A 26,011-nucleotide genomic window follows, 5' to 3' on the forward strand; every position below is an offset into this window, starting at 1 on the left:
GGTAGCCGCGCTCGTTAACTTGTTTGACCGCTTCAGCTTTGAACTCGTCGGTGAAACGTTTGCTGGTCATAGATCCTCCGATCCTCAATAGACACTATCAGGTGTCTACGGAATCGGGGGCGTACCACACTTATGGGGCCAGATGACGGCAATCCTGGAGGAAACGATCTGTACCACGCGTATGATGTAACCAGATCAATTGGATGCGCCGACCCCAATGATGTGATGCAGGGATTAATCAATAATCCGACACCACCTGCTGGAAATCCTCAGCCCGCGACACCTGGTGGTACTGCGAACAATGCTGCAGTTCCCGGCATTGCGCCGATTAACCCAGTTACGTCTTATTTGACGACTGACCTAAATACGGGCGCACCTGTTGTTGTGAACGTAACCGGAACCAATAGCGTATTTGGCCCAGGGTACGTTGCCCGAACCGTAACAAATGGCGTCGCACATACCTACGGTGAAGGTGAGGCCTGGAGTCAGTCAGATATGGGGATGGATGGGCCGAATCCATTTATGGATATTGGAAATTGGATCGTGAACCAACTAATTTGGGGCCGGCAGATGAACCAAATAATTGGCAACGCAAAAACGCGGTGCGGTTGTAGACATTAGAGGCAGCAATGAATGTGCATAACTCAGTTTCCATTGCCTTTTCATTTGGTGCGCCGCTGATGATTTTCCCGCCCCATGCTCAAGTGGCTAAGCAATTGGCTCCATGTCATGGCAGTGGGTGCGGCGTACGAATCAGTGCATCTTCCTTCATCCATAGAGCGGCTAGACATTCATGAATATCGGCAGGGCCTACCTTCTTCTTGCTGTATTAATAGTTCTCTTTTGCCTGGGAGCATTTACGGTGTTTTCTATCCCCTCTCTTCAATGGCCAGGTGCTGATCGCTTAACTTGGCCGGTAGCGATTGGATTTCTAGCTATCTCGGTCATCGCACTACTATTTCCACTCGTCCCCTATGGGCGGCGCGGCATCTCATCCAGTGCGAACAAGACGTTCTTCGCGATAGGCTATGCCATCCTTGCCTGCTATACCCTACTTGGCATTGTGGTCATTCTGCTCTATCACCTTAGGGGCGCCTCTGGTGTCTGACGATTCTCTGGTCAGTACTACGACGCGGAATCGGGATATTCGAACTGGGGTTTCCGGAGCTATGAGGCCTCCACGGGTCGCCCTTTGCATAGCGATCCAGAAGACCTAGGTCAACTTACGACCTTCTCGCCGAGGCACTAACATGAAGGCAAAGATCTCGCTCGCTATCGTCATGCTGATCGCAATTCTTGCTGGGTCTGCTCATGCGCAGCAGAAGACGCTGGAAAAGGCAGTCATGACAAATCAAGAGTTCGCACTCGACGCATCGCAAATCCGCCTCAACGAGGAAAAGGCATTGGACGGCACACAAGAGGCGGCAAATAGACTGGCTCATCACTATGAATTCGTAGCAGTTGATCTCGATAAAGCGCTGCGCTGGTACGAGATTGCGGCGGAAAACGGAAGCACGGAGGCGATGTACAACTATTGGACAATGGCCACTCAAAGCAATGATCCAAATGATGGGCGCCGGGGCCTTTTTTGGCTAAAAAAGGCTGCATCCTTGGGCGACACACAATCCAAGAAGGCGCTTCAAGATCTTAAAGTTCACTAAGTTACCCCGACAGGCCAATCTGCCCTAGCTGATTGCAGGAGGCTAGGGGCTAATGGGGACGGCTAAGATGCGCTCGTCACGGCGTAGTCGCTGAACGACGCCATCTCTTCACCAAGCCAGTCGTTAACCTGACGGAAGCGCGCCATCAGTGGCAATAGCTCATTAATCGCAAACACCTGTGCCGCCGGCACCACCGATCCAAACCCGGTGGTGCCGGTAGGCACCAGGCCAAGCAGCTGCGGTGGCACGCGATGCGCGGCGAGAACATCGTCACGAGTGACGTTCTTGATGCTGAAGAACTCATCTTTCGCGGCGACCTCGCTGATCGGCATCAACTGCAGGCCGTCCTTCTTGCCGTTGGGCGCATAGATGAAGAGGTTGCGGAAGTTGCCCTGCCCCTTGCTGTTCTTCAGCGCGTCGCGGATACCGTTCACCTGGTCTTCGTCGGCCAGCGCATCGGTGACATAGAGGGTGTACCCGGCGTGTGATCCGTTGAGGTAATACTTACGCCGGAACAGCGTGCCCGCTTCATTCAGCCAGGCGCTCTGCAGCGCCGACAGGTACTCGGGTACGCCATAGACCTCCTGGTGAGTATCCGGCTCCATCAAGTGGAAGATCGAGCCCTTCGCAAACTCGTGCTCCGCCTTCCATCCAGTCACCTGAAAGTACACATCCATATCATCGGCGCCACGCCGCATGTACTTCGCCAGCGCAGGCTGCAGCCCCATGGTGGTGCGCAGCCGGCTCTTCCGGCGCTCGAGGTAGCCGTTGCCGAACACCATGAAGTCCAGCGTCCAGCCGATACATCGCGTCGCGTGGCTTCGCATCTCGCACAGCCAGCACGGTCAACTCCGTCATCTTCTTCTCGGGTTGCGCCACGTGCAGTCCTACTGGTGGTATCCCACGTACTTCACGGATGCTGGAACATTTGTACCGCCGGGTGCCTTGCGCTGTAGCGAGCTGATCTGCGGATAAGTGAGACAAGAAAAGGCTCAAAAGTGGCCCACTTCTCCCAATTCCACCCTTCGGCGATATGTCGTGAGATGCTTTGAGAGCAAAAGATGGTGGGCCCACCAGGATTCGAACCTGGAACCAAGGGATTATGAGGCCCAAGGGAGGAAAACGAGGCCGCGTCGGCTGCTTTACAAACTTCGGTCAACTCTTCAGAACTGCATGGCGACGAGTGTTGGAAAGAGGCGAGCTTCTGCCAGCTCAATGATCCTTCATGGCGCAGCATTCCTGCTCGAGCTACATCGATTCACGATCACTTGGAGGACAAACAGGGGAGTTAGTGGGGGCGCCGAGGATGCTCCCTGTGCCATCTAAAATACGGCGCTGAGTCTGCTGTCCAGGCTAGGCATGTTGTTCCTTCTAAAGAGTCAATGATGGTATCAAGTTGTGGATTGCCACGAGCGGTGGTTGAAGCCCGGACGATGCCCGAAGCGTCTACATAGATGTACCCGTTCTCAAACAACTTGTCGCAGCCCAGCAAGCACACAGCCATAACGTTGGCTGCGTCGCGCTTCTGAGATGGATCACAGGAGTGACGTTTTCGGATATGCCCGATCACCAGTAGATCTACTGGCAGCACCTTCGCGCAGATTGCGCAGACTCCAGACTTCTTGCCACCAAGGTGGATCTTGCGAAGAAGCGCTTGCTCAGCTCGTCGAAGAACGTTGGCTGGAACATCAAGATCGCCCTCCAGGTTCTCGAGCGCGCGCGTTGCAGCCCAAATTTCGTCTTCCGCCGGCAAGAGAACACCAACAACAGGGTCTAGATCCAATGCCTCTATGATCGCCTCACTCTGGTCAGAGGAGAGAACGTTGAAGCCCTGAATGATGTTGTTCGCTTTGTATCGCGCAGCCGCATTGAATCGCACGACATCAATATCAATCTGCTCTAGATCCGTCAGGAAAAAAACGTACTCCCAAGTGACGCCGTCCGAACGTTCTTTCCACAGCTCGCGCGCTATATCTGGAGAGTGAATCTTGTACGCCACCGCCCCCTTGAAGAAGAAGCGCCTGTTGCGGTAAAGCATGGCAACATCACCCAGTTGCATGCGGCTCCATTTCCGGGCGTTGACTTGGTTCTTGCCGGGGGTAACCCCCCAGACTGCGACAGACTCACCAAACGCAAGAGATACACGCTCTCGTTCAGCCGGAGGAAGGAGAGGCAAGATGCGCGTTAGTGAAACAGGATTCTGGATAGTGTCGACGTAATGCTCGACGGCATCTGAATCACCACAGGGCTGTAGTACGAGCTGCATTGATGTCAAAACTCCGTGTACTTCTTTGCGCTTCCCTTTGACTTCTCAGTTGGGTATTTAGCGGCATTCTTATCGAGCTTGCCTAGGATGGCCTTCTCGAGATCGATACCCAAGTTGTCAGCCAGCTCGATTAGATAGACGCTAACATCAGCGATTTCGTCGGCAATCTGATCCTTGGCTGTGACGGAGTGTGTCTCACTCTCTTCAAGAGTCTTCCACTGGAAATGCTCAAGAAGCTCGGTCGCTTCAAGTACGATCGAGATAGCCAAGTTCTTAGGGTTGTGGAACTGCATCCAATCTCGTTCATCCCGAAAGTGGCGGATGCGAGCCTGAATTCGTTCTAGGTCCAAGTTCGTCTCCCCAAGGCAACATCCGGTAGATGTAGCGCAGCCCAAAAAGTAGCGGAAATGTACGCGTCGCAGCGCACATTTATTCTCTCAGAAGAAAGTCCTACGAAGAGTCTTTTACGCGTGTTACGGCTTCAACGATCTGCTGATAGCCGTCAGGTGCGTATCCATCGATATAGCGATAATCTCTTAAAAGTGGTGGCAGACGCTCAATTGGCAAGCCGAGGTTGACGACGACGAACTTCTTGGCGCTCTCACGGATCCGCTGTTGAAAGAAGTAATTTGCCTCTTGCATGGGCCAGCCCATCTCCTTGCTTAAAAAACTGTCTGATATGAAGAGCAGTCCAAGATGTGCGGCGTCGAGGCCTTGGTTGATCTTGGTCGTGATGCTATCGCCAGGCTCAATCTCGTAGCGATCATACCAGGCGCGGACTCCCGCCTTATGGAGAGCCTCGAAGGCTGCGTCGACGAAAGCCTTGTCTTTACTTGAGTGCGAAAGAAAGACTGTGAAACTAGCCATCATGCTTGGCTCTCCAAAGATGCCACTCGAGATGTCACGATCTGGGAAAAAGTAAAATTCGTTAGGCTCGCTGGACATTACGGAGTCTACAAACCCGTCGTCAGGTGAGCTAAATGTCGCTACATTAAAACCCCTTCGCGACAGAGACCCCATAAGCTCCTGGAACGTGAAGCGAAAGTGTCTTCTCCACGGGGTTGTTGTCCTAAGCCAAGTCTCAAAATCGTCTTGCGCACTAAAAAAGTTTAGAAACAAGAAAGAGGTTAAGGAGTACGGATTGTTATTAACGAACAGAACGCATCCGACCAGCTTGTCTCGATCATAGCGAGCGAGAAGTTGTTTAACTACTTCCCTGTCGCGCTTCCGGTTACCATAATCCAGCGGGATAAGGTAGTTAAATGAATGCTCCATTTCTATTCCTTGCCATCCCTAGTGCTGCGGTAATTAAGCGATGGCGCAGCGTACGATGAGTACGGGCGCACCCGCAATCATTCGATCAATGACAGCTGCATGCTACCGTCGATATTGATTGATGATGGGCCCAGCAGGATTCGAACCTGCAACCAAAGGGTTATGAGACCCAGGAAGGCAAGGTGGATCCGCGTCGGTTGCTGCAAAAACTTCGGTCAGTTATTCAGAAGTGCTTGGGGACAGATGGCCGATGCAGCATGGCTATCCCAATTCGCTTACCACGTGGGCGGCTTGTAGATGTTTGTGTTTGGTATTGGATCAGGCAGCATAGATTTCTCAAATGTCGCCTTGCGTATAACGCGCATGTCCGTTACGTGCTTTGCCAGATGCATTGATGGCCTTGTTCCCTCGGGCGTCAGAAGGAGCACCTTCTTTCCAAGCTCGGCACTAACGATACGCGCTGCTTCCGAAAGATCGCTGTCATTCGTTACAAGCGCGAAGCAATCTGCCTTGTTGGCCCAGGCGTCATTTAGGAAGTGAACGGCGACGTTCACGTCTGACCCCTTCTCTTCCATATTAATGACATGAACTGGAGGCCCCGGGTCATCCGCCCACTCTGGCTTTGCCGCGTGAACTTCGCAATTAAGATCGGCTACAAAGGCTTTTTTCCCGCGACTTAGGACGTCTCTTTTTGCCAGGGCGCCTACTGGGTGAAGCATCCGTTGGCACTTCGCGTGAACAGCAAACGAGCCGTGGACAATATCCAAATTTGGAATGTGATTGCGAAGCGCTGCGAGATAGATACGCTGACGTTCCGGAGAACCAGGGCTATCAGGAAGTTCATGGACCTGGGCCGTGAAGTATTTGATGCGAATGAGCTCATGCCCTTGCGGCAGAGACGCACCAACAAGAGACCACAGATCGAGCCACTTGCAGTTCAATTTCCGAATGGCCCGGTAGTACAGATTGAAGCCATCAATATAGGCGATAGTTCGCATTCCGCTTTCCCCCTGAAAGCAGAAGGCCCCGAAGTTTCCTTCGGGGCCCTCGGGGCCAGTCGACGGAACGACTGGCGCTGTGTGATTGAAATCTTACCCGAGTGGGCCACAGTTATCCACACAATCTGTGGATAACTTCCCTCTTTTCTGTGGATAAGTCCACTTTTTTTGCGTATCAAGAGCCTTAAGACGCCTCGAATCGCCAGTTTCACTCTTCGCATCACGTGGAATCGCCCCACCCTCATTACTGGCTGCTAGCGCTCCGCGCTTAGGTAGCTCAGACGTAGGAACTCGAGCGTTCAACCCAACGGACTATGAGTCCCAAAGGGACAAGATGGGCGGGCGCCGATTGTTCCGAAAATTAGGTCACTTCTTCAGCCGTTTGGGAATAGCTTCGGTCTACCCGCTTGTTCGGCCAAGTCGACCAGCCACCCTTTGGGCGTGATCTGAATGGTTTTACGACGCTTATCGCCATCATCCTGAGTACTCACCATTACGCCTGTGGCCTCAAGGTCGCGGATATGGGGTCGGAGCGCGGGAATGCTATTGAACCCGAACTGCTCAAAATCGCTCGGAGAAAACAAGCCGCCGATCTCGACGGCCTTAGTGAACACCGACCAGGCACGCGGTCCAAGCGCTCGCTTGACGGAAACATGAGCCAATTCCGCCTGCTCAAGGAGCCATGTTTCGAATAACGCGTGCTTTTCTTCGTCTGTCAATGGCAGTGAGCGGTCCGCCACCCACTGGCAATAGTTGTCGGCTTGTCCCAGCACGCTTCGCAAGTTGCCACGTAGAACTTCAAAAAGACGCCCAAAATCTGAGGAAATAAGCGGTAGGTATGTGTTATCACGTGCCGCCGTCGACTGCACGCGGCTATCCAGGATGGCCGGTGCAAATGTCGCGTCGATACCTCCGACTTCGACGGGGTTGTGCAGATATCCCTCCAGGCGCGGTGACGCCACCACGCCATGCACAATGCCCAGAGCACCACACAACACCCACCTCAGCCCCCGGACGTTAAACAGCTCGTCCCTCAGCGCTTCTAGCAGCCCCCGCGCTCGATCCGAAGATTGCAGCAATTCCAGATTGTCAATTATGCATACGACGCCGCCGTCCTCCTGCGAAGGGAATACGGACTGAAGCCACTCAAAAACTATCTTGCGTAAGCCACTCGATTGAAAGCCTGAAGAGGTGTTCGTTTCTACGTTGGCTCCCAATTGGAAACCGAGGCCGGCGGCGTTGTATGTCTTGAGCTGAGGTGAATTCAGCCACCGATCCAGGTGCGTCGTCGAAATGCTCTTGCCATCAGCCCTGTAAATGTCCTTCGCGCGTTCGATCAACGTCTGCGCAACCTCCATAAGGACGCCGTCGATGAATGTTTGCAGGTCTTGATCTGCGTCGAGCTGGAAGACCTTCTTACAAGGCACGAACAGGGCGCCATCTCCGCCTTCGAGGTGACTCTCGAATAATCGAAAAGCAGCGACGTTTGCGACGCTAGTTTTGCCAACGCCATTCAGCCCTTCAAGCGTCGCTAACTTTGGCCCCGTGCTGATGCGTCGCATCAGTTGAGCAACTTCTTTGTCTCGTCCCTTCAGTAGCTGGGATCCGATTTCCGAAGCTGGAAGCGATGTAGTGTCAAAGGGCGATCGCCGAAATCCCCATTCCTGGTAAACCATGTCTCGTCCTGTTCGGTCACGTATTGATTATGGCGTCGATAATTGCTGCGTGGGAAGCATACTGTGAGGGCGCAAGGTGTGCATAACGGCGCACCATCACTTGGCTGCGCCAGGCGCCTAAATCCTGTACCACAAATAGTGGGGTGCCGTGTTGTATGTGCCAACTCGCCCAGGTGTGCCGCAAATCGTGCCACCGAAAATTCTTGATCCCGGCACGCTTTAGCGCTTTCCGCCATGCCTTCGTGTTAGCCCAGGCAATAGGCTTGCCACGGTAAGTGAAAACACGTTGAGGATGGCGGCCCTTGCATCGCTTCAACACCGAGAGTGCTGTCTCATTGAGCGGCACGGAGAACGAGCGACGGCCCTTCGCCTGGTCGCTGTGTATCCATGCGAGCTTGCGGCGTACGTCGACCTGCGACCATTCGAGCCGCAGCACATTTCCCTGTCGCAACCCGGTAGCCAACGCGAAAAGCACCATGTCCAACTGGTGCTCCGGCAGCTCGCCTAAGAGCCCACGTGCCTGCTCGGGCGTTATCCAACGCACGCGCCCCTCTGATTCGGGAAACAGCTCCACGAACGGCATGCGATCGATCCATTCCCACACGCGACACGCGCGCCGGAAAATCGCGCGCACAAGTGCGAGATATCTATTCGCCGTTGCCGGCGATGTGGCTTTGGCCTTGTCCCACGCAGCGACCATGATGGTCTCTCTATCAATCGTCGCGAGTCGCTTCCCGGCAAGATATGGCTTCAACCACTCAAGCTTGAGCGCGTCGCGCTCGATGTCCGCCTTGTGCTTCTTTTCCACCAGCCACAGGCGCGCAGCGTCATCCCACGTGTGCATCTATCGGTCCATCGAACAACTGTAGGACCGCAACGCAAGCGCGTTGGTGCCGTGGTCAGTAGAAGCATTGAGTGCGTCGCGGCCACTCTTCGACCACGGTAGTCTCGCCTTGCTTGCGGACCACCATAACCAGCCCACCCATGCACTTAGCCTTGCCGCTCGCCAAAGCCTCCTCCGCTTCCGGCAGATATGCGCAGATACCCTGCACGCGGTGCCATAGACACTTCTGTCGCGTGAGATCGAGCGCAGTCTCCGCCGCTGGCTTCGGCGGCGGTTGGTGGGCCATCGCTTCCTCGCGCGCCACGTCTGCACGGGCGTGACCGAGGATGTAGCGATATATCGGCACCGTGGCGAGAAACAAAAGCGCGGCAATGCCGTAGTAGAACGCGTCCTTGGTTCGCATAGTTCCCCCTTGCTCCATGAGGGAGGGTAACGGCACAGGCGCCCCCAGCCAAATGCTATGCATTTGTCCGGTGACTCCTGCTCAGTCAAAGGCGCGGCGAGGCTCAATCGCCACCGTCCATAGGTTTTGGCCGGCAGAGCCGGCCCCGATTGGTGGGCGCTGTGGGGGCTAAAAAGCGGGGTTGGCGGGGTGGCCATGGGAACCGATGAACCCATGCAGGACATTCGGCCGCATGGTCCTGGGTTTCGATGTGATCCTAGATCAAGGGCGTATCCGTAGGGGCTTTGCCCCTACACCCCTACGGCCGGTTGCGACTCTGCTGCCAGCGCTGGAAATCCTGGTCCATCCAGGCGGCATACGCGCGGTTGCTGCGCATGGCCCACAGGCGGCGAATCGCTTCAAGGAATCTGCTGACCATCACTTGCCCGGCCTCCAATCCGACGCCCCCGGCCCCGTCATTTGCTCGGGTGGGGTGTAGGACCAGGATAGGCGGTTCTCTTTCCAGCCGCCAGCCACGCCGGGACCGCCGCCCTTGGCGGGAGCGGCGACCGTCACGTAGCCGCTTTGGCGGCCTTCCTGCACCGTCTGCGCCTGGTTGGCATCGGCGGAGCTGTTGGGCATGTCGACCGGCCACGCGGTCACCACGATCACCTGCGGCCCGTAGCGGAGCTTCACGCCGTAGCCGTGCACCTCCGCGACCACGCCCAGCTCGCGTACCTGATCGAGACTAAGCCGCTCCAGGACGTGCCCTTGGTCCTCCCGCCACTCGATCACAGCCCAATCCTTGCCGCCTTCCACGTGCGCCAGGGCGGCCAGCCGCGGCCGAGCCTGGGCAGACATGTCGAACAGGTAGCCAACCTCGGGCGGCATGCCCTTGGTGTCGTAAGTGGGATGCAGGCTGTTCGGCGACGCGGCCGGTTTCACCGGCGCCGCCTTCTCAGCCGAGGGTGGTGGGGTGGACTGACCTGTTTGCACGCCTACGGTTGCCGGCGCAGGGCCGAGACGCGTTTTCCCCGTGGTCTCCTTAGCCAAGCCAGAGTCGCCACCAAAGAAGTGCAGGAAGACCCACAGCGCGGCGCACACCGCTGGCACGACCACCACAGCCAGCACACCAATCTTGCGCCACACCGTGCGACCGCCAGCGGTGTATACCTCGGTATTGCCCGCGCCGTCCGCATAGCCCTTGTAGAGCGGAAATATCTCCGCGTCATACGACAGTGTGTCGGTGCCGACCTTCTCGTAGCGATCAGGCGCCACCGCGTGGTACCGCGTGGCGGTGTAACGCTTCTGCATGCCCACAGCGGTCAGCTTCTGAAACACGTTCTTCCGCTCAAGGCGCGCGCGCACCGCCGAATGCAGGCGGCGGTACCACTGCGACATCAGCACGCCATCCATGCCGTTCTGACCGCACAGCGCAAAGAACTGTTCGATAGCCGGATGGATCGGTTCGCGCGAAGCCACGTAGAACTCATGGACCTCATCGATCACGAAAAGCGCATCTTTCAGCTTGTCGTCAATCTTCCACTCGCCATCCTCGACATTGTGATCCTTCGTCGCGATAAAGAGGCGCTTTACTTGGGCAGTTGGCACGAAGATCAGCAGTTCGTCCAAGCGCTCCGCGCTCATCCCGAGGTAGGCGGCAATCTTGCTTCGGCGATCAGGGTCGTCCAGGCCGTTGATGCGGGCGAACACCTTGCGCCCGCGCTTCAACGCCGGCAACACATGATCTTTGATCGCGTCATAGCTCTTACCGGAGCGCGGTACGCCTTCGTTAAAGACGAGCATGGGTCACCACTGGAAAAGAGTAAGGAACTTGCGCAGCAACCGGAATGCATAGCCGGCGCCGACCAGCGCCAGACCTTCGCCAACGCGCAGCTGCACCAGAAAAAAGCCGACGATGGGGCCGGCCTGCCCGAGCAGGTTGCCCATGGAATAGTTCGTCAAGAACGCCGGTGGCGTGATCGAGCTGATCGCGTCAGCGATCAAATCAAGGATGGTCGACAGCACGTAGGTCACAAGGTCTTTCAATAGCTGCACGATGGCAACGAAGAAGGTATGCACCACGTTGGCAATCCAGCCCGTGAGCTTGCTAAGCCAACCCGTGCCCATCATCTGCGACGGTAGATCGCGCACTTGGCCGAGACCCTTGCCGAGCTTGCCAATCGTGGACGACGAGCTGCCACCGCCGTTGGTCAAGCACGTCTGATTACCCGTCACGGTGTCCGTAATGCAGACCGAGCCATTCGGCCCGGTGCTACCGTCGTCGCACACGTAGACACCCTGTTGCATCGAGCACGTGTAACCCGAGCCGGTCGACTGCGCGCGCACCACGCTGGGCAATATGGCCGTCAGCGCAAGCAGCGCGACGAGCGCGGCCGCGCTAATAGATGGCAATGCGGAACGCACTGAATGCCGCCACGGCAAGAACGATCCAGCCAGCCAGCGCGAGAATCGCGAGGATGCCGGAGTCACAGAAGAACGTGAAATCAAAGCCGCCCTGTCCCCAATACTGGTTCCCAGGGATGTGCCACGAGGGGCAAGAGCCGGAGGCGTTGACGGTGAAAAAGCCCGCTGCCGCCGTGATGAGAGGCGAGCCGGACACGCGTGATTTGAAGTTGGCATAGACGCTCCCGGGCGTATCCACGCTGGCCGAGTAAAGCGATCCGGTATCTCCGTCCGCCTGACCCACATCGCACATGCCACCCGTGCATTTGCTCTGCGTTGACGAACTACTCGCCGGCTGATTCGTAGTGCTGGTCCCCGTCGTCGTGCTCGTACCCGAGGTGGTACCGCTGCCACTGCCAGTACCACCGCCACCCGTGCCACCGCCGTCGCTGGTCCAGCCGCCGCTACTCGTCGTCGTGCTCGTCGTTGTCGTGGTCGATGTGGTGGGGCCGTTGTTGGTGGTGCTGTTCGTCGTAGTGCTGTTATTCGGTCCGGCAGACGAAGCAGGCGGCGCCGGCACCGTCTGCGGAGGCTTGTTAGCCGTCACGCACTTGCCGGAGATGGTCTCGCACCACGTGCACGTGCCATCGGCGTGGCACGCTTCAGACGGCGGCGGTGGCGGCGAAGGATCGGGAGGGGCCGGACTTGATGGACACGCGTTGCCCGTCTCGACCATCTGGCCGTTATTCGGACCACCAAGAGCAAGCGCCATATCGCACTGGCCGTTGCAGGTAACGCCCGAAGACTTCCACGACTGAAGCTGCGTACCAGCAGGCGGGGCATAACCGGCGCGGCACGAACCGTTATTAGGGTCTTCACCAACGCCGCAACTAAAAGTCGGCGTGTCACGCCCAGCCAAACCAGGCGCGACGTTGCCGTAGTGATAGTCAAGAACCGCAACCCATTGCGTGCCAGCATCGAGACGGAACGCAACGTTGTCGCGATGGTAGTACGGCCAACCGGCTTGAATGTTCGCCTCATTCCTCGCGACGGCGGCCATACCTGCCGCATAGCACGTCTGATCCGATGCGCGTACGGCACCGGCAAATGCCACGCACAGCAGCAACGCCATGACGAGTAGTGCGCGCACTGCCCTGGCAGCATTAGTCATCGTCCAGCCCCTTTGCACAGGCCCAGGCACACAGGGCGCCTAGAAAGCCGCAGAACAGATCAAGGAGCATGGGTCAGCGCCTTCCGCTCGCCGTCGTCATCAGCGCGATCCTCGAGGTCTTCAAACCGCCACTCAGCGGTTGGACCCCCGCCGTGATCACGCGTCGCGTCATCCGAGAACGACGCATCAGCGTCCTTGCTGCCGCCGAAGAAACGCCCCACCGTCGCGACGATCCACACGACGAAGATCAGGCCGACGAGTAACGCGCCACCAGCCAGCAGCGCAGACGTCACGGGCGCAGCGCTGATGCCGTCGAACACATGACCACCCGCATCACCGGGACCGTAGGTGCCCGTGCAAGGTCCGCCTGGGTTCCGCGAACCGCCGATACCGCAATCTGGAAAAAGCATGCTGGCCTCCCAAAAACGAAGGGCGGTGTGCACCCCGCCCGTCGTTACCTGTCGTTGTTGCTGGTCATCAGCCGAAGAAGCGCGCGACCTTCTTGGTCGCCCACTTGGCGAAGCCCACGCCGGCCAGCAGCGCGCCGGCCGAAATGATCGCGGTGATGGCCGTCGAGGTGCTCAGGCCGGACAGGATGCCGCTGTAGTCGTTGCCGGTGGCCTGGGCGAAGGCGGCACCACCGGTGACGGCCGAACCGGCCAGCAGCGCCATCACAGCGTTCTTGACGTTCTTGAGCTTGCGCATTGCACTTTCTCCCGTTTGGGTTGGTTGGTTTTTCACTTGAACATTGCGATCACGGCTCCCGCCGCACGCGACGCGATGTAGAACACCATCACCGCGCCCCATGCACCGAAGAACCAGCCCATGGCTTGCTCAGGGGTGGGCGTCCCCAGGGCGTCCTGTACAACTTGGTAGACGCCGTACTCGCTGCCAGAGACCAGCACGTAACCCGTGCACTCGCCGACCGGCTGACCGGTAGGGGTCAGCGTGCCGTCTTGATTGAGAGTCACGCACAGGGCCATGGCATCGAATCCTTATGCGGCCGCGCTGGCCTTGGTGGGCTGCTGCGGCTGCGCTTTCGGCTGTTCGGTCGGGATCAGCACGACGCGGCTCAGCGTGAGACGACCATTGGTCACACCGAAGCATTCCGGTGCGAGCGTGTACTCGCCCGGCGCGTACTCCTTGCCGGGATCGACCGTCACTTGGAACGACGTGGGCAGTCCGTCGATTTCATACATGCACCACTGCTTGACGCGATCGCGCGTCACGCCATCGAACGTCACCTGCACCGCTTCGGGTGCGCGCTTGAGAACTTGGATTTTCATTGCATCGTCTCCGTTTGATCGACTCGATAGGCCCACACCTCGCCACCTGGGCCAACACTTACGCGCCAGGGCGAAGCGAGGAACTCGCCCGTAAATTTGTCCATGTAGCCGCCGACCACCTTGCGAATGTCGGCACGACCCGACAGGGCATCACGTACCCAGATCGGAGCCATCCAGTACCGGACGTGCCGGCGCGACTCGGTGTCGAGTCCGCCATGTCCGTGCATGCGTGCGCCACGCGGATAACCACCAGCCTCGGCAGAGGTGGTCTTGCTCGCGTATTTCATGATGTAGCCGATAGGCGACTGCGCCGTTTTGATGTTGGTGCTGCCGTGCGGCCACCAGCCTTGCGCGTCCGCGAACGGAAGAAACTCGCCCTTGGGCAGCCAGACCACCACGTGGTAATGCAGCGCGCCGCGCTTCTGCAGCTCAGCCACCCACACGAAGCGACACTTGACCTTGCGGCGCTTGCACCACTGGCGAAGCGCATCGCGGAACTTGGAGAAGTGACCCGGACGCCAGTCGTCGCCGTTGGCGTACGTGAGCGTGATGAACTTTTTGTTCCAGCGCTGCGCGTCGCGCTCGCCGTGAGCATCGAAGTGCAGCAGGCGGGCCGAATGGCCCACCGTCGTCCGCATGCGCTTCACGCGCTGCGCGTTGCGGTTGATGAGCAGCTTTTCGCGAGGCGGCCGCCGTGCCTCTCCGTGGGTCTGCGTCCCACTTGTTGCATAGGAGACAAGCCCCAGGGTGTCCCGCGCGCTTCGCGCGCGGGACACCCTATGCGCCTCTACCCCACCGGACGTTGCCTTGGCCTTGGCGATGGCCTCGAAAGGCGCATCAAGCGCGCGCTGTTGAGCGACGTACACACGGGCACGGCGGGCGGCCTTGGCCGCCTGGGTGCGTGCATAGTCGTCCTCGATCAGCGGCGCCGGCTCACGCCGCTGTAGCGTGTATTCGGGGATCAGTGAGTCGGGCGCGCGGTACTCCGGCACCTTGCCCCACCCGGTCCATTCCGCGCGCTTGAGAAAGCGAATGGCGCGGTCTACGCGGTCGATGGTGTCGACCGTCAGCATGCGCCGTGGTCCTGATCGTCGTCGAGCATGTCGTCAGCGTTGCTGAGGCTTTCGGCGAGCGCATCACACGTCATGCCGAACACCGTTGCGAACAGCATCTGGCCGTTATGAACGCAACGCGCGTGCAACTCGCGCAGCTGTTCAACCACAGCCAGGCCGTCCGCGAGCGAGACCCGCGAGGTGTCATCAGTAGGCATTGTCGGTATCCGGATACTGGATCAGGTACGCGTGGATGCGCGAAAGCAGTTGCTCACGCGGCGGGAGGTTCGGCAGATCGGCCGGGCGACCCTGTTGGGCCAGCCACGCGTTGTGTATGACGATGGCGCGCGCTTCGCGCACCTTGGCGGCCATGCTTGGCGGGACAGATAGCTCGCACACGCTCAGCTGTGCCATCAGCGTGCGGTATTCATCGCGCCACCATGGTGCGTCACCGGCCTTATCGGCGCAGCGCTTGAACACTTGGTCAATCACGCGGCGCTGGTAGTTGTTGAGCAGCCCGCCGTTGCCCTTCTCGAACATGTTGCAAGCATCGCGGAAGCCGGATAGCCGGCCTTCGGCAAAAACCGTCGCCGCATCGAGAATGACATCGGTATGCGCGCGGCCTGTCACAGCATCACCCGGTCACGGACCCAGGACCACACGCGGCAGCACTGGCGATGGAACCGGCCAAGGCCGAGCACGAAAACGTACACGGACAGCAACGCCAAGACGGTTTGCATTAGTAGTCTTCCTCTTCGTCGTCTTCGTCGTCGTCTTCGTCGTCGCCGTCATCGAATCCGGATGCGCGCTCGGTACCATCGATCCGGCCACCGCAACGTGCGCAGCAGCCATCACCATCGGCTACGCGGAAATCGCCGCACGTGTCGCACCACGCTTCACCGTCGCCGTCTTCGGCGGACTCCACGACTTCCCCGCATTCGGGGCAATAGGCGTTGTCGGAGCCGGCGATGTCTTCCAACTCATCCGTACCGCATTGGGGGCACTTGCTCACGATGCTTGCTCCTTGGTCACCACTCGCCCGACGAGCCGCCACCGCCGAAATCTCCACCACCACCGGAGAAATCGGAGGACGTGCTATCGCTGCTGCTTGATGTGGACGTGGACAACGAAGACAGCGCACCAGAAGCAATGAAATCGGCAATGCCTGGGCCGTCATCGCGATAGCCGCCCTCTTCGCGCGCGGGCGCTCGCGTCGATGTGGACGCTGCTTGGCGAGAGCGTTGCGGCTCGGGGTGCTCGCGGTTGTACTGCTTTAGCTCTTCGGTCTCGCGGCGCATGCGCTCTTCCCACGCGGCGCGATACTCAGGAGAGGACTTGTCTTTCATCGGATCGGAAGGCGCGCCGGAGAAGAACCGCGCGACGGAACCGGACGTCCATATGCCGAAGCCGATGCCCACCACGATGGTTCCGCCAATAAGGATCAGAGCGATCACGGGGCCGGCATCAAGGCCAGCACTAATGGAAGTGAAGTCCGGGGCGATCATGCGAGACCTCGCATACGGCGCTTGATGCGCAGGCGTGTGACGCGGAACCACCCGGCGAAGAAGGCGCCGGAAACGTGTCCGATGATGAGCGCGAGCAGCACTAGGTTGCCGGTGTGGGCGAAGTTGTAGAGCCAGTGAGCGCGGTCGATGCAGAACATCAGAACTGCACTCCCTGCTTGGCGCACTGAGCCTTCACCGCCGCGATGGCCTTCTCAACCTCCGCAATTTCGTCTTCCTCGTACACGTTGGCGAGAAGATCGGAGAGAGCTAGCCAGACAACGAGCGCGTTATCGCGCGTCAGTGCCAGAATCACGTCGGCTTGCAGGATGCGGTTCATACGTGCACCCCGGTCAGCAGTTCGGTAACGCGGTCGAGGCGCTCGGTGGCGGCCTCTTTGGTCGAAGCGCAGCGAGCCATGCGGTACAGCGTCAGCGCGCGATCTTGTTCGCATTCGCTACGGCGCTGCTGACGCATTGCGGCGTCAACGCTCTGTTCGTCGGCAGTAAGCGGCTGGGTGTACCTCATGACCGCACCCGCTTCACGCGCAGGCCGTCGCTGTTGCCGCAACGCTTGATGACGGGCTTGAGCCAGTCGTGTGCGGCGGCGCGCGTCGCAAACAGTTCAACGGTGACCCAGCGGGCGCCAATCTTGGACTGCACGGCGTACTGCGGTTCGGTGTGCGATGCGATCCTGGCGGGCGGCAGTGCCGGGAGTTTCATCCCCTCGCCGTGCAGGCCGTCGTAGATTTCCAGGCTCATGCGCGCACCCCTTCCAGAGTGACCCGCTGCTGAGCAGCGAGATCGCGGAGCCCGCGAACGAGGTAACCCGCCCAAAAGGCGGCCAGAACAAACGAGAGAGCGGCTAGCGCGTACATTCCATGTCCCCTGTCTCTGTCAAGTGACTTGCGACGGGACGCAACGTAAAGTCAAATGCGACATTCCGTCAAGAGAGATGCGACATGAGCGCTGTAAATAATTTGCTTGACAAATACCGCGAGCGGTGCTCTCTCGCGTCCGACAACGCTTTGGGCGAGTCGCTAGGAGTGAAGCGCCAGGCGGTGCACCAATGGCGGAAAGGCCTTTCTTGGCCGAGCGACGAGCACGTCGTTGAGATGGCCGGCAAGATCAAAGAAGCGCCGGAAGGTTGGCTTGCGGCAGTACACGCAGATCGCACCAGCGACAAGACCGCTAAGCGGGTGTGGCTTCAAGCTGCTCAGCGCTTGGGATATGCAGCAGCGGTCACGCTCGCGTTGAACGCGTGGTGGGCCCAGCAGGATTCGAACCTGCAACCAAGGGATTATGAGTCCCCTGCTCTAACCGTTGAGCTATAGGCCCTGATGCCTGTCAGCCGCATTGCACGGCCAAATCCCGCAACAGCCCGTCATGTTAGCCACACACTCCGGGACCGTCGAGACCGCCGCCCCCGCCCACCGGCACATCCAGACTTATCCAACCCGGCGTACGCTGAGAGACCCTTTGACCCGGAGGTGCACGATGAGCACGGAATCGGTAGCGAAGCGGTTGGTGGCTTTGTGTCGCGAGGGTAAGTACGAGGAGGCGCAGAAGGAGCTGTATGCCAAGGATGCCGAGAGCATCGAGCCGGAGGGTGCGCCGGCTGGGGCGATGGGCAATGCGAAGGGGCTCGATGCCATCTTCGAGAAGGGCCGCAAGTTCCAGGAATCGATCGTGGAAGTGCATGGCAGCAACGTCAGCGACGCGGTGGTGGCCGGCAACTGGTTCAGCCTGGAAATGACGCTGGACGTGACGATGAAGGAATACGGCCGCGTGAACATGACGGAGATCTGTGTCTATCACGTCAACAAGGACGGCAAGATCGACCGCGAGCAGTTCTTCTACGACATGGGTTGAGCCGTTACGCCCGGTGCAAAAGAAAAGCCCCGCATGCGCGGGGCTTTTCGCTTTCTACCGTTCGCTTAAGGTCCGATCAATCGATATCGAGGAACGAACGCAGCTGCTCCGAGCGGCTCGGGTGGCGCAGCTTGCGCAGGGCCTTGGCTTCGATCTGGCGGATGCGCTCGCGGGTCACGTCGAACTGCTTGCCGACCTCTTCCAGGGTGTGGTCGGTATTCATGTCGATGCCGAAGCGCATGCGCAGCACCTTGGCCTCGCGCGGGGTGAGGCCGGCGAGCACTTCGCGCACGGTTTCCATCAGGCCGGTTTCCGTGGCCGACTCGATCGGCGAGCTGGCGTTGGTGTCCTCGATGAAATCGCCCAGATGCGAGTCTTCGTCGTCGCCGATGGGGGTTTCCATCGAGATCGGTTCCTTCGCGATCTTCAGCACCTTGCGGATCTTGTCTTCCGGCATCTCCATTTCCTTGGCCAGTTCTTCCGGCGTCGGCTCGCGGCCGAACTGCTGGAGCATCTGGCGGGAGATGCGGTTGAGCTTGTTGATCGTCTCGATCATGTGCACCGGGATGCGGATGGTGCGCGCCTGGTCGGCGATCGAGCGGGTGATGGCCTGGCGGATCCACCAGGTGGCGTACGTGGAGAACTTGTAGCCGCGGCGGTATTCGAACTTGTCCACCGCCTTCATCAGGCCGATGTTGCCTTCCTGGATGAGGTCCAGGAACTGCAGGCCGCGGTTGGTGTACTTCTTGGCGATCGAGATCACCAGGCGCAGGTTCGCCTCCACCATTTCCTTCTTGGCGCGGCGGGCCTTGGCCTCGCCGACCGACATGGTGCGGTTGATTTCCTTGATGTCGGTGAGCGGCAGGAACAGCTTGTGCTCGATGGAAGCGAGCTTTTCCTGCTCGGCGTCGATCGCTTCCTTGTAGTTCTTGATGTTCGGCGACCACTTCTGGCGCTTGCGGCCCAGCTCGTTCGCCCACTCGAGGTTGCCCTCGTTGCTGGGGAACGTCTTGATGAACTCGGCCTTGGGCATCTTCACCTGCTTGACGAAGATGTCCATCAGCACGCGCTCGTGGTGACGGATGTCGTTCACCACCTCACGCAGCTTGCGCACGAAGCTGTCGATCAGCGCGGACGGCAGCTTGAGCTTGAGGAATTCCTCAGCCATCTGCTCGCGCAGCTTGATGATCTTCTTGTCGCCGATGTCGGTGGTCTTGGCCGAGGCCTTCTGGAACTTGCCGTAGTAGTCGCGCAGCAGCTCCATGCGGCGCTTGACCTCTTCCGGATCGGGGCCGGTCGGGCCGGTCTCCTCGTCCTCGCTGGCGCCTTCGGTTTCCTCGTCCTCGTCGGCTTCGGCGTCGTTGTCGCCGGCGTCCACTTCGGCGGCGGCCAGGGCGGCGTCGGCGGCTTCCTCCAGGTCGGCGAAGCCGGCCAGGATCTCGCTCAGGCGGCGCTTGCCGTCCAGGTGCTGGTCGTATTCCTCCAGCAGCATCTCGATGGTGAGCGGGAAGCTGGCCAGCGCGGTCTGCACCTGGCCGAGGCCTTCCTCGATGCGCTTGGCGATGGCGATTTCGCCCTCGCGGGTGAGCAGCTCGACCGTGCCCATCTCGCGCATGTACATGCGCACCGGGTCGGTGGTGCGGCCCACTTCGGAGTCGACGGCCGACAGCAGGGCGACGGCTTCTTCGGCCGCGGCTTCGTCGTCGGTGGCGGTGCCACTGGCGTTGTCGGAAAGCGGGTCGGCGTCCGGGGCGGCATCGTGCACTTCGATGCCCACGCCCTTGAGGACGGCCATGATGTCTTCGATCTGCTCCGGATCGACGATGTCGTCGGGCAGGTGGTCGTTGATTTCGGCGTAGGTCAGGTAGCCCTGCTCGAGACCTTTGGAGATAAGCGCCTTGATTTCAGACTGTTGCTCGGGAGCTTTGTTGTTCATACCTACCGCCGCGGATGCAGGAACCGATCAGTATAGCGATGTGATGCTTTTTTGACCAGTTTTCAAGTGAAAGATATGGGTATCCGGCGCACGCAAAAAGCGCGCCAAACACCCGATGTCTGTGAAGTTTTTTTCGGAATCGTCGCGGTTGCCCGGTGGGTCCGCGGTCATGGCGTTTCGAGCCAGAAGGTGACCGGTCCGTCGTTGACCAGCTGGACTTTCATATGGGCACCGAAGCGCCCGATTTCCACCCCCGGGTGCGCCGCGCGGGCCAATGCCACCAGCCGGTCGAACCAGAGCCGGCCCTGTTCGGGCGAGGCGGCGCTGGTGAAGCTGGGGCGCATGCCGGAGCGGGTGTCGGCGGCCAGGGTGAACTGGCTGACCAGCAGCAGCTGGCCGCCGGTGTCCTTGAGCGAGCGGTTCATGCGGCCCTGTTCATCGGCGAACACGCGGTAGCCGAGCAGGCGCTCGAGCATGCGGCGGGTGCTGGCCTCGTCGTCGGCCGGCTGCACCGCCACCAGGGCGAGCAGGCCGGGGCCGATGGCGCCGACGGTTTCTTCATCCACGTCGACGTGGGCGGAAAGGACGCGCTGGATCAGGGCGATCATCGATAAGCGGCTGGGCTGGCGGCGGGGGCGCAAAGATTACCCACAAAACGAGGTAGCGGCCGGAGGGTGCACGGCTTGAGCCGCTACACTGTGCGGCTCATGCGCTTCGATATCTTCCTGCTCTACCTCCTGCTGCGCCTGGTCGGCCTGCTGCCTCTGCGGGCCCTGCACGGCGCAGGCGCGCTGCTGGGCCGGCTGTCGCTGCGGCTGGACGGCAAGACCGTGCAGAACACCGCAGTGAATATCCGCATCACCCGGCCGCAGCTGGACGCGCCGGCGCGCGCGGCGCTGCTGCGCGAGGTGATGATCGAGAGCGGCAAGTCGATCACCGAGATCGCCAAGATCTGGGGCAGCGACGCCGAACGCGCGCTGGACCTGGTCCGCGAAGTGCGTGGCGAGGCGCTGTTCGACGCGGCGCTGGCGTCCGGCCGCGGCGTGATCATCGCCGCGCCGCACCTGGGCTGCTGGGAGCTGCTCAATTACTGGCTATGCCGCAAGACCCCGATGGCGATCCTGTACCGTCCGCCGCGCATCGCCGCGGTCGAGGGCCTGCTGCGCAAGGCGCGCGGTGCGCTGGCGCCGGAGCAGGTGCGCGCCGAGGGCGCCGGGGTGCGCACGCTGTTCAAGCGGCTGGGCGCGGGCGGCACGGTGGGTATCCTGCCGGACCAGAAGCCGCGCGAAGGCGAGGGCGAATTCGCCCCGTTCTTCGGCCGCGAAGCGCTGACCATGGTGCTGCTGCCGCGCCTCGCGGCGCGCACGGGGGCGACGGTGCTGTTCGCGTTCGCCGAGCGCCTGCCGCGTGGCGAAGGCTTCCGCATCCATCTGCTGCCGGCGCCGGAAGGGCTGGCGGATGCGGATCAGGGCGTGGCGTGCGCGGCGCTCAATCACGGCGTGCAGAACTGCGTGGAGTTGGCGTATGCGCAGTATCAGTGGCACTACAAGCGGTATTCGGCGAACGATCGGCCGAGTCCGTACGACCATCCGGAAGTGCTGGACGGGGCGCGCTGACTCAGCCCGCGTCCTTCGGCTCCAGCCGGCGCAGAAACACGGCCATTTCCTTTTCCGCCTGCTTGTCGCCGCGCTCGCGCGCGGCGTCGATGCCTTGCCTCCAGGCCTCCGCGGCGCCGGCGCGGTCTTCCACCGCCAGCAGCGCCTTGCCCAGCAATTTCCACGCGGCGGAATAGCGTGGATCGAAACGCACGGCGTGGCGCAATTCCTCCGCCGCGGCCGGCGCATCGCCTTCGGCCAGCAAGGCATTCCCCAGCGAGAAACGCAGCAGCGCACCGTCGCGGGGGCCGCCGCACTGCGCGCGCAGGTTGGCGATCAGCGGCGAGCTCATTGCATCGCGCGGTACCGCCACGCGTCGACCTGGTACAGCCGGGTCGGGTGCGGCGGTTCGGCCGGGGTGTGGCCGGCGCGCTGGGCGGCCAGCGACGAGGCCGGCCAGATCACCACCCAGCTGGAGCGGAACGGCTGCACCAGCAGCGGGTAGCGCAGGTCGGCGTCGGCCAGTTTCTCGGGGCGGGTGATGATCAGGCCGTCCGGATGCAGGCGGGCGAAGGCCTGGATCGACTCGCCTTCGCTCAGGCGCTCGATCGGCCGGCTCAGGCGGCCTTCGAAATGGAACTGGCCTTCGTAGTTGCCGACGTAGCCGATGGCGCGGCCTTCGCCGTCCGCCGCGCCCAGCAGGCGGGCGGCCGGGCGCAGGTCGAAGTTCGGCCACATGGTCAGGGTGAACAGCGTGTTGAGCGCCAGCACGCCGATCAGGCCGGCCACCGCCAGGCGGCGCAGCTCGCCGCGGCCGCGCAGCAGCAGCAGCGCGCCCAGCACCACGAACACCACGCTGAAGAAGCGGCTGTACTGCGAGGTCGAATCGATGAACTCGCCGTGCATCAGGTTGTGCGCCACCAGGTTCGGCAGCACGAACAGGAACACCGCGAACAGGATGCCGCCCACGCCCAGCGGCCAGGTGCCCAGCCACGCCGTGTTGGCCAGCTTGGGCCGCTGCTCGCGCAGCACCGCGATGGCGCCGGCCAGCAGCAGGCAGGCACCGGCAAATTCCGGCAGCGGGTAGTACAGCTGCTTGCCGCTGATCAGCGAGAACGCCACCAGCACCGGCAGCAGCCAGCACAGCCCGAAACGGATGCCCGGCTCCAGCGGACGGCGCAGCGCGCCCAGCGCCACCCAGGCCCGCGGCCAGCCGCTGAACGGGAACAGCAGGGCCGGGATCATGGTGAGGTACCACCAGAACGGGCGGGCATGGTCGAACGCATCCACCACGCGGCCGGCGGTCTGGGTGAAGAACAGGCGGTGCCGATAGTCGTCGCCGCCGCTGAAGCCGGCCGGCAGCGCCCAGGCCAGCAGGATGATGCCGCCCAGCAGCACCGCCAGCAGGCCGCGGCCGTACCAGCGCCCGCGGTGGCGGTTGGCCCAGTCGTTCCACAGCGGGCCCAGCAGCCAGGGGAAGGCCACGTGCAGCAGCATCACCGGGCCCTTGGTCATCAGGCCGGCGCCGATGCACAGGCCGAACAGCAGCCAGCGCGGCTCTTCGCGGCCGGCCTTCGGGGTGAGGGTGAGCAGTGCCGCCAGCACCCATACCGCCAGCAGCACCTCGTACATCACCTGCAGGCCGAACAGGAAGGCGTAGCCCAGCGCCAGCAGCATCCACGGCGCGCCCTTGGCCACCCACGGGCGGTTGGGGAACAGGCGCCGCGCCAGCGTGGCCAGCAGCACCAGCTGGGTGCCGCCGAAGATCACTTCCAGGACGCGTGGCCACACGTCGTTCACGCCGAACACGAACCAGCCGGCATGGATCATCCAGAACAGCAGCGGCACCTTGTCGCTGTACGGCTGGCCGTTGATATGCGGCACCAGCCAGTGGCCGTGGCTCCACATCTCCCACGCCACCGCCAGGGTGCGGGTGGAATACAGCGGCATCGGGCCGTGCGAGAAGATCGCCAGCAGGGCGACCACGGTCCATAGCGGCAGCCAGGGCCACAGGGAGCGCAGGTGTTCGGAACGGCTGTAGGCGCTGGAAGGCAAGGGGGCGGCTCTTTCTCAGGAGGGTTGCGATTCTAGTGCGGCTTTTCTGTCCGGGGGCTTTAGGAGCGGGCCGGACCCCAATATCCGATACGGCGCCGCAGCTTGAGCTTGCGCCACCAGTTGCCCGGTTTCGGCTTGCGGCTGCGTCCGCCCTTGGCGATGAAGGCGTCGATCGCATCCAGCACGCGCTCGCTGGAATGGCCGTCGCGGTACGGGTGGATGGCGTCGGCGAAGTCGCGGATGGCCTGCATCAGCTCCGGCGGGCGGCTCAGCGCCCGGCGGATGGCCGGCTCGAACTGCGCGGCATCGTCGATATCGATCAGCTGCGGCCCCGGGCGGCGGTTCTTGAAGGTCACCACCGGCTTGCCGGTGAGCAGGAACTCGCTCAGCGCCGAAGAGGTGTCCGAACACATCAGGTCGGCCTGCGGGAACAGCTCCAGGATGTTGTCGTTCTCGGCAAAGGTCAGGTGCTCGCCCTGCAGCGCCTTGAACTTGGCCACCGTCTCCGGATTCATCTTGGGATGGAAGGTGACGATCCACTGCCACTCGCCGCTGCTCGAGAGGCGCTTCACCTCTTCGTACAGGGTCTCAGCTGCGCTCCACGAGGGCGAAAAAGTGGAGTGATAGAGGATCACCGGCTTCTCGCGCACCGGCGGCAGCGGGCCGGCGATCTCCTTCATGAAGGGGTCGAGCTTGGGCCAGCCGGTCTCGGCCACCGCGAAGTGGCCGAGCTCGTCGGCCAGCGCCTGGAACTGCACGGTGTCGCGCGGGCCGGTGGTGCAGTACAGGTCGAAGAAGCCGCGGATATAGATGTGGCGGGGCTTGCCGGCGTCGAAGCCGTGGAAGGTTTCCACTTTCACGCCGGGGAAGAAATGCGGCAGGTGGTTGGACGAGGTGATGCAGGCGATCGGCTTCCACGCGCGCACTTCGCGCACCGTAAGCAGGCGCTCGCCTTCGACCAGGTCTTCCGCGCCGGGGCCGTCGAAGAACCATGCCGCCTCGTCGCCGCGCGCGCGGATGGCGTCCTGCACCGGCCGCAGGATGGCCAGCGCGTAGCGCTCGGAGCCGTACAGAAGGTAGTGCTTGGGCATGGTCAGCGGTCGATTCCGTGGCGGTGGAGCGCGGCGGCCGCGCTCTCGATGGAGGCCGGGTTATGGCGCATCTCGTAGTAACGCATGCGCTTGTACACCGCATACGAGGCGGCGGTCTGGGCGATGGCGTAGCCGCGCCAGCCGTCGAGGAAGGCCAGGCGGAACAGGTAGTCCTTGAGGAAGGCCAGCGCGAACACGAACGGCGTCTGCCACATGCGCACGGGTTTGTCCTTCTCCAGCCAGTCGCGGCACTTCAGCTCCGCGTAGCGCAGCACCTTGATCTGCTTCTCCGGCAGGCTGGGGTTGTTCTCGTGGTTGAAACGGGCCTGGAAGATGGCTGACGGGCCGTCGAAGCGCAGCGACTCGTGCACGCGCACGTCGGCCCAGCGGGCGCGGCCGCGGTGGTAGAGGCGGGCCATCTTCTCGCCCATCGAGGGCAGGTAGAAGCGCATCGGCGCGCCCATGTAGATGGTGGCGCGGCGCAGCCACACGGCGCAGGTGTCGCCGGCCATCAGGGCCGGGAGCTTGGCGGCGATCTCCTCGGCCAGGGCCGGGGTGAGGTATTCGTCGGCGTCCAGGGCCAGGATCCAGTCGTGGCCGGCCTGGGTGCTGGCGAAGTTGCGCTGCGGGCCGAAGCCCAGCCAGTCCTGGTGCACCACGCGCGCGCCGCGGGCCTGGGCGAGCGCCACCGTGTCGTCGGTGCTGCCGCTGTCGATCACCACTTTTTCGGCGGCGAACGGCACGCTGTCCAGGCAACGGGCGATGTTCTTCGCCTCGTTGTAGGTCATCACGACGAGGGTGAGGGGGAGCGTCTGCATCCGGCGATTCTAGCCGCAACCGTCATTTCCTGATCCGGCGGCCGGGACGTTGAAGTCTGAAAGGCGGGTCAGGTCCCATCTGGGATGGAAAGCGCACCCTGCCTGCTGACAACGCGAGTGCCAACC

The 26,011-nt window shown here is 61.2% G+C and carries 33 protein-coding genes and 1 tRNA gene; 3 read left to right on the forward strand and 31 right to left on the reverse strand.

The window, feature by feature from the left end; translation table 11 throughout:
* The first annotated feature begins 1,250 nt into the window (after positions 1-1,250).
* Positions 1,251-1,661 carry an SEL1-like repeat protein gene (locus KK141_RS19380; RefSeq protein ID WP_214572923.1) on the forward strand — a complete coding sequence of 137 codons (411 nt, stop codon included), beginning with the start codon at positions 1,251-1,253 and terminating at the stop codon, positions 1,659-1,661.
* A gap of 62 nt (positions 1,662-1,723) precedes the next feature.
* Here the strand turns inward: KK141_RS19380 and KK141_RS19385 are convergent, their stop codons facing one another.
* The 25 genes from KK141_RS19385 to KK141_RS19505 all read right to left on the reverse strand — a co-directional run bounded on the left by KK141_RS19385 (position 1,724) and on the right by KK141_RS19505 (position 17,856).
* Positions 1,724-2,488: a phage portal protein gene (locus KK141_RS19385; RefSeq protein WP_214572922.1), complete on the reverse strand. Its 765-nt coding sequence runs from the start codon at positions 2,486-2,488 to the stop codon at positions 1,724-1,726.
* A gap of 461 nt (positions 2,489-2,949) precedes the next feature.
* Complete coding sequence (locus KK141_RS19390) at positions 2,950-3,927, reverse strand: hypothetical protein (protein ID WP_214572921.1); 978 nt, start codon at positions 3,925-3,927, stop codon at positions 2,950-2,952.
* A 5-nt stretch (positions 3,928-3,932) separates the two neighbouring features.
* Positions 3,933-4,220, reverse strand: a complete 288-nt coding sequence (locus KK141_RS19395) for a nucleotide pyrophosphohydrolase (RefSeq protein ID WP_214572920.1) — start codon at positions 4,218-4,220, stop codon at positions 3,933-3,935.
* 157 nt (positions 4,221-4,377) lie between these two features.
* Positions 4,378-5,202 carry a toll/interleukin-1 receptor domain-containing protein gene (locus KK141_RS19400; protein ID WP_214572919.1) on the reverse strand — a complete coding sequence of 275 codons (825 nt, stop codon included), beginning with the start codon at positions 5,200-5,202 and terminating at the stop codon, positions 4,378-4,380.
* Between the two features lie 275 nt (positions 5,203-5,477).
* Complete coding sequence (locus KK141_RS19405) at positions 5,478-6,200, reverse strand: NYN domain-containing protein (RefSeq protein WP_214572918.1); 723 nt, start codon at positions 6,198-6,200, stop codon at positions 5,478-5,480.
* A gap of 374 nt (positions 6,201-6,574) precedes the next feature.
* Positions 6,575-7,876 (reverse strand): hypothetical protein, encoded by a 1,302-nt coding sequence (locus KK141_RS19410; protein ID WP_214572917.1) that lies wholly within the window; start codon positions 7,874-7,876, stop codon positions 6,575-6,577.
* 16 nt (positions 7,877-7,892) lie between these two features.
* Positions 7,893-8,720, reverse strand: coding sequence for a site-specific integrase (locus tag KK141_RS19415; RefSeq protein WP_214572916.1), 828 nt, complete (start codon positions 8,718-8,720; stop codon positions 7,893-7,895).
* Positions 8,721-8,775: 55 nt separating this feature from the next.
* A complete protein-coding gene (locus KK141_RS19420) occupies positions 8,776-9,123 on the reverse strand; it encodes a hypothetical protein (RefSeq protein WP_214572915.1) in 348 nt (115 codons plus the stop codon).
* A 417-nt stretch (positions 9,124-9,540) separates the two neighbouring features.
* On the reverse strand, positions 9,541-10,908 hold the full coding sequence (locus tag KK141_RS19425; RefSeq protein ID WP_214572914.1) for a zonular occludens toxin domain-containing protein: 1,368 nt from the start codon (positions 10,906-10,908) through the stop codon (positions 9,541-9,543).
* Between the two features lie 3 nt (positions 10,909-10,911).
* Positions 10,912-11,529 carry a hypothetical protein gene (locus KK141_RS19430; protein ID WP_214572913.1) on the reverse strand — a complete coding sequence of 206 codons (618 nt, stop codon included), beginning with the start codon at positions 11,527-11,529 and terminating at the stop codon, positions 10,912-10,914.
* Positions 11,504-12,679 (reverse strand): hypothetical protein, encoded by a 1,176-nt coding sequence (locus tag KK141_RS19435; RefSeq protein WP_214572912.1) that lies wholly within the window; start codon positions 12,677-12,679, stop codon positions 11,504-11,506. Before KK141_RS19435 ends, KK141_RS19430 begins: the two co-directional genes overlap by 26 nt.
* Positions 12,680-12,738: 59 nt before the next feature.
* Entirely contained in the window at positions 12,739-12,999 is a 261-nt protein-coding gene (locus KK141_RS19440; protein WP_214572911.1) for a hypothetical protein, read from the reverse strand.
* Positions 13,000-13,156: 157 nt separating this feature from the next.
* Positions 13,157-13,276, reverse strand: coding sequence for a capsid protein (locus KK141_RS19445; RefSeq protein WP_214572929.1), 120 nt, complete (start codon positions 13,274-13,276; stop codon positions 13,157-13,159).
* A 140-nt stretch (positions 13,277-13,416) separates the two neighbouring features.
* Complete coding sequence (locus KK141_RS19450) at positions 13,417-13,662, reverse strand: hypothetical protein (protein ID WP_214572910.1); 246 nt, start codon at positions 13,660-13,662, stop codon at positions 13,417-13,419.
* A 12-nt stretch (positions 13,663-13,674) separates the two neighbouring features.
* Positions 13,675-13,965 carry a G5P family DNA-binding protein gene (locus tag KK141_RS19455; protein ID WP_214572909.1) on the reverse strand — a complete coding sequence of 97 codons (291 nt, stop codon included), beginning with the start codon at positions 13,963-13,965 and terminating at the stop codon, positions 13,675-13,677.
* Entirely contained in the window at positions 13,962-15,038 is a 1,077-nt protein-coding gene (locus KK141_RS19460) for a hypothetical protein (RefSeq protein ID WP_214572908.1), read from the reverse strand. Before KK141_RS19460 ends, KK141_RS19455 begins: the two co-directional genes overlap by 4 nt.
* On the reverse strand, positions 15,032-15,235 hold the full coding sequence (locus KK141_RS19465) for a hypothetical protein (RefSeq protein ID WP_214572907.1): 204 nt from the start codon (positions 15,233-15,235) through the stop codon (positions 15,032-15,034). The genes KK141_RS19460 and KK141_RS19465 overlap by 7 nt, the downstream gene beginning before the upstream one ends.
* Positions 15,225-15,647 (reverse strand): hypothetical protein, encoded by a 423-nt coding sequence (locus KK141_RS19470; RefSeq protein WP_214572906.1) that lies wholly within the window; start codon positions 15,645-15,647, stop codon positions 15,225-15,227. The genes KK141_RS19465 and KK141_RS19470 overlap by 11 nt, the downstream gene beginning before the upstream one ends.
* Before the next feature lie 109 nt (positions 15,648-15,756).
* Entirely contained in the window at positions 15,757-16,029 is a 273-nt protein-coding gene (locus tag KK141_RS19475; protein WP_214572905.1) for a hypothetical protein, read from the reverse strand.
* A 16-nt stretch (positions 16,030-16,045) separates the two neighbouring features.
* The gene (locus tag KK141_RS19480; RefSeq protein ID WP_214572904.1) at positions 16,046-16,522 is read right to left on the reverse strand and encodes a hypothetical protein; all 477 of its coding nucleotides are present in this window, start codon (positions 16,520-16,522) and stop codon (positions 16,046-16,048) included.
* Positions 16,519-16,680, reverse strand: coding sequence for a hypothetical protein (locus KK141_RS19485; protein ID WP_214572903.1), 162 nt, complete (start codon positions 16,678-16,680; stop codon positions 16,519-16,521). Before KK141_RS19485 ends, KK141_RS19480 begins: the two co-directional genes overlap by 4 nt.
* Positions 16,680-16,859, reverse strand: a complete 180-nt coding sequence (locus KK141_RS19490; protein WP_214572902.1) for a hypothetical protein — start codon at positions 16,857-16,859, stop codon at positions 16,680-16,682. Before KK141_RS19490 ends, KK141_RS19485 begins: the two co-directional genes overlap by 1 nt.
* The gene (locus tag KK141_RS19495) at positions 16,856-17,047 is read right to left on the reverse strand and encodes a hypothetical protein (RefSeq protein ID WP_214572901.1); all 192 of its coding nucleotides are present in this window, start codon (positions 17,045-17,047) and stop codon (positions 16,856-16,858) included. The genes KK141_RS19490 and KK141_RS19495 overlap by 4 nt, the downstream gene beginning before the upstream one ends.
* On the reverse strand, positions 17,044-17,280 hold the full coding sequence (locus KK141_RS19500) for a hypothetical protein (RefSeq protein ID WP_214572900.1): 237 nt from the start codon (positions 17,278-17,280) through the stop codon (positions 17,044-17,046). Before KK141_RS19500 ends, KK141_RS19495 begins: the two co-directional genes overlap by 4 nt.
* 500 nt (positions 17,281-17,780) lie before the next feature.
* Positions 17,781-17,856: transfer RNA gene (locus KK141_RS19505), tRNA-Ile, on the reverse strand.
* Positions 17,857-18,015: 159 nt separating this feature from the next.
* Here KK141_RS19505 and KK141_RS19510 point away from each other — a divergent pair.
* Complete coding sequence (locus KK141_RS19510) at positions 18,016-18,390, forward strand: SnoaL-like domain-containing protein (RefSeq protein ID WP_214572899.1); 375 nt, start codon at positions 18,016-18,018, stop codon at positions 18,388-18,390.
* Positions 18,391-18,466: 76 nt separating this feature from the next.
* Here the strand turns inward: KK141_RS19510 and rpoD are convergent, their stop codons facing one another.
* Positions 18,467-20,326, reverse strand: a complete 1,860-nt coding sequence (gene rpoD, locus KK141_RS19515; RefSeq protein ID WP_214572898.1) for an RNA polymerase sigma factor RpoD — start codon at positions 20,324-20,326, stop codon at positions 18,467-18,469.
* A gap of 167 nt (positions 20,327-20,493) precedes the next feature.
* The gene (gene dtd, locus KK141_RS19520) at positions 20,494-20,934 is read right to left on the reverse strand and encodes a D-aminoacyl-tRNA deacylase (RefSeq protein WP_214572897.1); all 441 of its coding nucleotides are present in this window, start codon (positions 20,932-20,934) and stop codon (positions 20,494-20,496) included.
* Positions 20,935-21,033: 99 nt separating this feature from the next.
* Here dtd and KK141_RS19525 point away from each other — a divergent pair, with 99 nt between their 5' ends.
* Positions 21,034-21,942 carry a lipid A biosynthesis acyltransferase gene (locus KK141_RS19525; RefSeq protein ID WP_214572928.1) on the forward strand — a complete coding sequence of 303 codons (909 nt, stop codon included), beginning with the start codon at positions 21,034-21,036 and terminating at the stop codon, positions 21,940-21,942.
* A 1-nt stretch (position 21,943) separates the two neighbouring features.
* On the opposite strand, the gene KK141_RS19530 is transcribed toward KK141_RS19525, so the two are convergent.
* Genes KK141_RS19530 through KK141_RS19545 form a run of 4 tightly spaced genes read right to left on the reverse strand, consistent with a single transcriptional unit; the run spans position 21,944 to position 25,885 of the window.
* Positions 21,944-22,273, reverse strand: a complete 330-nt coding sequence (locus KK141_RS19530) for a hypothetical protein (RefSeq protein ID WP_167253178.1) — start codon at positions 22,271-22,273, stop codon at positions 21,944-21,946.
* Entirely contained in the window at positions 22,270-23,976 is a 1,707-nt protein-coding gene (locus KK141_RS19535) for a glycosyltransferase family 39 protein (protein ID WP_167253180.1), read from the reverse strand. The genes KK141_RS19530 and KK141_RS19535 overlap by 4 nt, the downstream gene beginning before the upstream one ends.
* 59 nt (positions 23,977-24,035) lie before the next feature.
* Positions 24,036-25,067 carry a CDP-glycerol glycerophosphotransferase family protein gene (locus KK141_RS19540; RefSeq protein ID WP_214572896.1) on the reverse strand — a complete coding sequence of 344 codons (1,032 nt, stop codon included), beginning with the start codon at positions 25,065-25,067 and terminating at the stop codon, positions 24,036-24,038.
* A 2-nt stretch (positions 25,068-25,069) separates the two neighbouring features.
* Complete coding sequence (locus tag KK141_RS19545) at positions 25,070-25,885, reverse strand: glycosyltransferase family 2 protein (RefSeq protein ID WP_214572895.1); 816 nt, start codon at positions 25,883-25,885, stop codon at positions 25,070-25,072.
* Between the last annotated feature and the right edge of the window lie 126 nt (positions 25,886-26,011).

The sequence above is a fragment of the Dyella sp. LX-66 genome, from assembly GCF_018599165.1.
In the GTDB taxonomy this organism is placed as follows: Bacteria; Pseudomonadota; Gammaproteobacteria; order Xanthomonadales; family Rhodanobacteraceae; genus Dyella_D; species Dyella_D marensis.

What these genes read in the sequence shown, in the direction of transcription:
- KK141_RS19385 (WP_214572922.1), bottom strand. Translation starts at nt 2,488, where the DNA reads ATGCGAAGCCACGCGACGCGATGTATCGGCTGGACGCTGGACTTCATG.
- KK141_RS19435 (WP_214572912.1), bottom strand. Translation starts at nt 12,679, where the DNA reads ATGACTAATGCTGCCAGGGCAGTGCGCGCACTACTCGTCATGGCGTTG.
- rpoD (WP_214572898.1), bottom strand. Translation starts at nt 20,326, where the DNA reads ATGAACAACAAAGCTCCCGAGCAACAGTCTGAAATCAAGGCGCTTATC.
- KK141_RS19500 (WP_214572900.1), bottom strand. Translation starts at nt 17,280, where the DNA reads ATGAGCCTGGAAATCTACGACGGCCTGCACGGCGAGGGGATGAAACTC.
- dtd (WP_214572897.1), bottom strand. Translation starts at nt 20,934, where the DNA reads ATGATCGCCCTGATCCAGCGCGTCCTTTCCGCCCACGTCGACGTGGAT.
- KK141_RS19400 (WP_214572919.1), bottom strand. Translation starts at nt 5,202, where the DNA reads ATGGAGCATTCATTTAACTACCTTATCCCGCTGGATTATGGTAACCGG.
- KK141_RS19380 (WP_214572923.1), top strand. Translation starts at nt 1,251, where the DNA reads ATGAAGGCAAAGATCTCGCTCGCTATCGTCATGCTGATCGCAATTCTT.
- KK141_RS19405 (WP_214572918.1), bottom strand. Translation starts at nt 6,200, where the DNA reads ATGCGAACTATCGCCTATATTGATGGCTTCAATCTGTACTACCGGGCC.
- KK141_RS19425 (WP_214572914.1), bottom strand. Translation starts at nt 10,908, where the DNA reads ATGCTCGTCTTTAACGAAGGCGTACCGCGCTCCGGTAAGAGCTATGAC.
- KK141_RS19390 (WP_214572921.1), bottom strand. Translation starts at nt 3,927, where the DNA reads ATGCAGCTCGTACTACAGCCCTGTGGTGATTCAGATGCCGTCGAGCAT.
- KK141_RS19495 (WP_214572901.1), bottom strand. Translation starts at nt 17,047, where the DNA reads ATGAGGTACACCCAGCCGCTTACTGCCGACGAACAGAGCGTTGACGCC.
- KK141_RS19480 (WP_214572904.1), bottom strand. Translation starts at nt 16,522, where the DNA reads ATGATCGCCCCGGACTTCACTTCCATTAGTGCTGGCCTTGATGCCGGC.
- KK141_RS19525 (WP_214572928.1), top strand. Translation starts at nt 21,034, where the DNA reads ATGCGCTTCGATATCTTCCTGCTCTACCTCCTGCTGCGCCTGGTCGGC.
- KK141_RS19415 (WP_214572916.1), bottom strand. Translation starts at nt 8,720, where the DNA reads ATGCACACGTGGGATGACGCTGCGCGCCTGTGGCTGGTGGAAAAGAAG.
- KK141_RS19460 (WP_214572908.1), bottom strand. Translation starts at nt 15,038, where the DNA reads ATGCTGACGGTCGACACCATCGACCGCGTAGACCGCGCCATTCGCTTT.
- KK141_RS19465 (WP_214572907.1), bottom strand. Translation starts at nt 15,235, where the DNA reads ATGCCTACTGATGACACCTCGCGGGTCTCGCTCGCGGACGGCCTGGCT.
- KK141_RS19530 (WP_167253178.1), bottom strand. Translation starts at nt 22,273, where the DNA reads ATGAGCTCGCCGCTGATCGCCAACCTGCGCGCGCAGTGCGGCGGCCCC.
- KK141_RS19540 (WP_214572896.1), bottom strand. Translation starts at nt 25,067, where the DNA reads ATGCCCAAGCACTACCTTCTGTACGGCTCCGAGCGCTACGCGCTGGCC.
- KK141_RS19485 (WP_214572903.1), bottom strand. Translation starts at nt 16,680, where the DNA reads ATGTTCTGCATCGACCGCGCTCACTGGCTCTACAACTTCGCCCACACC.
- KK141_RS19450 (WP_214572910.1), bottom strand. Translation starts at nt 13,662, where the DNA reads ATGGCCCTGTGCGTGACTCTCAATCAAGACGGCACGCTGACCCCTACC.
- KK141_RS19490 (WP_214572902.1), bottom strand. Translation starts at nt 16,859, where the DNA reads ATGAACCGCATCCTGCAAGCCGACGTGATTCTGGCACTGACGCGCGAT.
- KK141_RS19395 (WP_214572920.1), bottom strand. Translation starts at nt 4,220, where the DNA reads ATGCAGTTCCACAACCCTAAGAACTTGGCTATCTCGATCGTACTTGAA.
- KK141_RS19410 (WP_214572917.1), bottom strand. Translation starts at nt 7,876, where the DNA reads ATGGTTTACCAGGAATGGGGATTTCGGCGATCGCCCTTTGACACTACA.
- KK141_RS19545 (WP_214572895.1), bottom strand. Translation starts at nt 25,885, where the DNA reads ATGCAGACGCTCCCCCTCACCCTCGTCGTGATGACCTACAACGAGGCG.
- KK141_RS19420 (WP_214572915.1), bottom strand. Translation starts at nt 9,123, where the DNA reads ATGCGAACCAAGGACGCGTTCTACTACGGCATTGCCGCGCTTTTGTTT.
- KK141_RS19510 (WP_214572899.1), top strand. Translation starts at nt 18,016, where the DNA reads ATGAGCACGGAATCGGTAGCGAAGCGGTTGGTGGCTTTGTGTCGCGAG.
- KK141_RS19455 (WP_214572909.1), bottom strand. Translation starts at nt 13,965, where the DNA reads ATGAAAATCCAAGTTCTCAAGCGCGCACCCGAAGCGGTGCAGGTGACG.